Genomic DNA, 5,352 nt, shown 5'->3' with positions numbered 1-5,352 from the left:
TGTGTCTGTTGTTTGAGAACTCAATAGTGTGCCAAGTTTGTTGATACCAATTTTGTATTGAATTGGTTGATTGTGCCGGGCCTGCCACCCCGTGGTTGGGTCCGGTGTTTTTAGCTGGTTTCAAATTTTGTGCATTGTGTTTATCCCGTTTTCCCGGGGTTGCATGGTGTGTCTGTTTTACTTCAACGGAGAGTTTGATCCTGGCTCAGGATGAACGCTGGCGGCGTGCTTAACACATGCAAGTCGAACGATGATCCGGTGCTTGCACCGGGGATTAGTGGCGAACGGGTGAGTAACACGTGAGTAACCTGCCCTTAACTCTGGGATAAGCCTGGGAAACTGGGTCTAATACCGGATATGACTCCTCATCGCATGGTGGGGGGTGGAAAGCTTTATTGTGGTTTTGGATGGACTCGCGGCCTATCAGCTTGTTGGTGAGGTAATGGCTCACCAAGGCGACGACGGGTAGCCGGCCTGAGAGGGTGACCGGCCACACTGGGACTGAGACACGGCCCAGACTCCTACGGGAGGCAGCAGTGGGGAATATTGCACAATGGGCGCAAGCCTGATGCAGCGACGCCGCGTGAGGGATGACGGCCTTCGGGTTGTAAACCTCTTTCAGTAGGGAAGAAGCGAAAGTGACGGTACCTGCAGAAGAAGCGCCGGCTAACTACGTGCCAGCAGCCGCGGTAATACGTAGGGCGCAAGCGTTATCCGGAATTATTGGGCGTAAAGAGCTCGTAGGCGGTTTGTCGCGTCTGCCGTGAAAGTCCGGGGCTCAACTCCGGATCTGCGGTGGGTACGGGCAGACTAGAGTGATGTAGGGGAGACTGGAATTCCTGGTGTAGCGGTGAAATGCGCAGATATCAGGAGGAACACCGATGGCGAAGGCAGGTCTCTGGGCATTAACTGACGCTGAGGAGCGAAAGCATGGGGAGCGAACAGGATTAGATACCCTGGTAGTCCATGCCGTAAACGTTGGGCACTAGGTGTGGGGGACATTCCACGTTTTCCGCGCCGTAGCTAACGCATTAAGTGCCCCGCCTGGGGAGTACGGCCGCAAGGCTAAAACTCAAAGGAATTGACGGGGGCCCGCACAAGCGGCGGAGCATGCGGATTAATTCGATGCAACGCGAAGAACCTTACCAAGGCTTGACATGGACCGGACCGGGCTGGAAACAGTCCTTCCCCTTTGGGGCCGGTTCACAGGTGGTGCATGGTTGTCGTCAGCTCGTGTCGTGAGATGTTGGGTTAAGTCCCGCAACGAGCGCAACCCTCGTTCCATGTTGCCAGCGCGTAATGGCGGGGACTCATGGGAGACTGCCGGGGTCAACTCGGAGGAAGGTGGGGACGACGTCAAATCATCATGCCCCTTATGTCTTGGGCTTCACGCATGCTACAATGGCCGGTACAAAGGGTTGCGATACTGTGAGGTGGAGCTAATCCCAAAAAGCCGGTCTCAGTTCGGATTGGGGTCTGCAACTCGACCCCATGAAGTCGGAGTCGCTAGTAATCGCAGATCAGCAACGCTGCGGTGAATACGTTCCCGGGCCTTGTACACACCGCCCGTCAAGTCACGAAAGTTGGTAACACCCGAAGCCGGTGGCCTAACCCCTTGTGGGAGGGAGCTGTCGAAGGTGGGACTGGCGATTGGGACTAAGTCGTAACAAGGTAGCCGTACCGGAAGGTGCGGCTGGATCACCTCCTTTCTAAGGAGCGCCTACAATCACCGTGCCTCATGTATGTGGGTGTGTCGGGGTTGTCAGGAGTACGCCCGTTGCGCAGACGTAAGTTCTGCGGCGGGTGCTCACGGGTGGAATATCAGCAAATAGCGGCCGCATGGTTTGGTCCTTGCCCAGTACGGATGCTTTTGAGTGTCCTGGAACGGTGGGGGCCCGGGTTGTGCGGTTTAGTGTTTGGCACACTGTTGGGTCCTGAGACAACAGGACCGGGGGGAGGGTGACTTTCTTCCGGGACTTGTGTTTCTGGTTTCCCGGCTGCARCGTTTCAYGCAYTGTGYGGGTCCTTTCGGGGGTCCGGGTGTGTGGGGTGTGTGGTACGGGGTTGTTGTTTGAGAACTACATAGTGGACGCGAGCATCTTTTATAAGAAGCAATTTCCAAGAATATGAACCTGGATCTGGTTCCATGCCTTCGGGTGTGGGGACGGTTYCATGGTTCTCTCGAAAATTACTCCTTGATCTTTTGTGGTCAAGTTTTTAAGAGCACACGGTGGATGCCTTGGCATTAGGAGCCGAAGAAGGACGTAGGAATCTGCGATAAGCCTGGGGGAGTCGATAACCGGACTGTGATCCCAGGGTGTCCGAATGGGGAAACCCCGCCAGACGCGCGAGTGATCTGGTGACCCGCATCTGAACACATAGGGTGCGTGGAGGGAACGCGGGGAAGTGAAACATCTCAGTACCCGCAGGAAGAGAAAACAATAGTGATTCCGTCAGTAGTGGCGAGCGAACGCGGATCAGGCTAAACCGTTCCATGTGTGATAGCCGGCGGGCGTTGCATGGTCGGGGTTGTGGGACTTTCCGTTCTGTCTCTGCCGGGACAGTGGGGTGAGAGCATGTGCATAGGTGAACGGTCTTGAAAGGCCGGCCAGAGAGGGTGTGAGCCCCGTAACCGAAATGTAGTGTGCCGCCTGGGAAGTATCCCAAGTAGCACGGGGCCCGAGAAATCCCGTGCGAATCTGTCAGGACCACCTGATAAGCCTAAATACTCCCTAATGACCGATAGCGGACCAGTACCGTGAGGGAAAGGTGAAAAGTACCCCGGGAGGGGAGTGAAACAGTACCTGAAACCGTGTGCTTACAATCCGTCGGAGCAACCTTGTAGTTGTGACGGCGTGCCTTTTGAAGAATGAGCCTGCGAGTTAGTGTTACGTCGCGAGGTTAACCCGTGTGGGGAAGCCGTAGCGAAAGCGAGTCTGAACAGGGCGTTGCAGTGGCGTGATCTAGACCCGAAGCGAAGTGATCTACCCATGGCCAGGTTGAAGCGACGGTAAGACGTCGTGGAGGACCGAACCCACTTCAGTTGAAAATGGAGGGGATGAGCTGTGGGTAGGGGTGAAAGGCCAATCAAACTTCGTGATAGCTGGTTCTCCCCGAAATGCATTTAGGTGCAGCGTTGCGTGTTTCTTACCGGAGGTAGAGCTACTGGATGGCTAATGGGCCCTACAAGGTTACTGACGTCAGCCAAACTCCGAATGCCGGTAAGTGAGAGCGCAGCAGTGAGACTGTGGGGGATAAGCTTCATAGTCGAGAGGGAAACAGCCCAGACCACCAACTAAGGCCCCTAAGCGTGTGCTAAGTGGGAAAGGATGTGGAGTTGCGAAGACAACCAGGAGGTTGGCTTAGAAGCAGCCATCCTTAAAAGAGTGCGTAATAGCTCACTGGTCAAGTGATTCCGCGCCGACAATGTAGCGGGGCTCAAGTACACCGCCGAAGTTGTGGCATTCAGATATTAGCTAAGCCCTTGTGGTTCAGGCGTCTGGATGGGTAGGGGAGCGTCGTGTGGGCAGTGAAGTCGCGGTGTAAACCAGCGGTGGAGCCTACACGAGTGAGAATGCAGGCATGAGTAGCGAAAGACGGGTGAGAAACCCGTCCGCCGAATGATCAAGGGTTCCAGGGTCAAGCTAATCTGCCCTGGGTAAGTCGGGACCTAAGGCGAGGCCGACAGGCGTAGTCGATGGACAACGGGTTGATATTCCCGTACCGGCGAAAAACCGCCCATGCTGAACAGGGGATACTAACCGCCCGAGACCTGCCCGATCACCCTTGTGGTGTGAGGGTTTTGGTGGAGCGCGGGACCTGATCCTGGGAGGCAAGCGTATTAACAGGTGTGACGCAGGAAGGTAGCCGAGCCGGGCGATGGTTGTCCCGGTCTAAGGATGTAGGGCGAACGGTAGGCAAATCCGCCGTTCATGATGCCTGAGACCCGACGGGACCCCCGTATGGGGGGATTCGGTGATCCTATGCTGCCTAGAAAAGCATCGACGCGAGGTTTTAGCCGCCCGTACCCCAAACCGACACAGGTGATCAGGTAGAGAATACTAAGGCGATCGAGAGAATTATGGTTAAGGAACTCGGCAAAATGCCCCCGTAACTTCGGGAGAAGGGGGGCCCCCATCGTGATGGACACWWGCTGTCCGGAGCGTGCAGGGGCCGCAGAGACCAGGGGGAAGCGACTGTTTACTAAAAACACAGGTCCGTGCGAAGTCGCAAGACGATGTATACGGACTGACTCCTGCCCGGTGCTGGAAGGTTAAGAGGACCGGTTAGCCGCAAGGCGAAGCTGAGAATTTAAGCCCCAGTAAACGGCGGTGGTAACTATAACCATCCTAAGGTAGCGAAATTCCTTGTCGGGTAAGTTCCGACCTGCACGAATGGAGTAACGACTTCCCCGCTGTCTCAACCATAAACTCGGCGAAATTGCAGTACGAGTAAAGATGCTCGTTACGCGCAGCAGGACGGAAAGACCCCGAGACCTTTACTATAGTTTGGTATTGGTGTTCGGAGTGGCTTGTGTAGGATAGGTGGGAGACGTTGAAGCCCGGACGCCAGTTCGGGTGGAGTCATCGTTGAAATACCACTCTGGTCACTTTGGACATCTAACTTCGGCCCGTAATCCGGGTCAGGGACAGTGCCTGATGGGTAGTTTAACTGGGGCGGTTGCCTCCTAAAAAGTAACGGAGGCGCCCAAAGGTTCCCTCAGCCTGGTTGGCAATCAGGTGTCGAGTGTAAGTGCACAAGGGAGCTTGACTGTGAGAGAGACATCTCGAGCAGGGACGAAAGTCGGGACTAGTGATCCGGCGGTACATTGTGGAATGGCCGTCGCTCAACGGATAAAAGGTACCTCGGGGATAACAGGCTGATCTTGCCCAAGAGTCCATATCGACGGCATGGTTTGGCACCTCGATGTCGGCTCGTCGCATCCTGGGGCTGGAGTAGGTCCCAAGGGTTGGGCTGTTCGCCCATTAAAGCGGTACGCGAGCTGGGTTTAGAACGTCGTGAGACAGTTCGGTCCCTATCCGCTGCGCGCGCAGGAAATTTGAGAAGGGCTGTCCTTAGTACGAGAGGACCGGGACGGACGAACCTCTGGTGTGTCAGTTGTACTGCCAAGTGCACCGCTGATTAGCTACGTTCGGATGGGATAACCGCTGAAAGCATCTAAGCGGGAAGCTCGCTTCGAGATGAGATTTCCATACACCTTGTGTGTGAGAGGCCCCCAGCCAGACCACTGGGTTGATAGGCCGGATGTGGAAGCGAGGACTAACGACTCGTGAAGCTGACCGGTACTAATAGGCCGATAACTTACACCACACACTCCYTTGCGTGAACGGA

Annotated in this window: 2 rRNA genes; both read left to right on the top strand. The window is 55.5% G+C overall.

What is annotated here, in order from left to right:
- Window positions 1-182: 182 nt before the first annotated feature.
- Window positions 183-1,709 (top strand): 16S ribosomal RNA (locus tag AC1DGE_RS16865).
- A gap of 498 nt (window positions 1,710-2,207) precedes the next feature.
- A 23S ribosomal RNA gene (locus tag AC1DGE_RS16860) occupies window positions 2,208-5,331 on the top strand.
- Together the 16S and 23S rRNA genes form the textbook arrangement of a ribosomal RNA operon.
- Window positions 5,332-5,352: the final 21 nt, after the last annotated feature.

Source organism: Arthrobacter sp. 05N425, from assembly GCF_056397125.1.
This window is presented reverse-complemented; position numbering and strand designations above follow the sequence as displayed.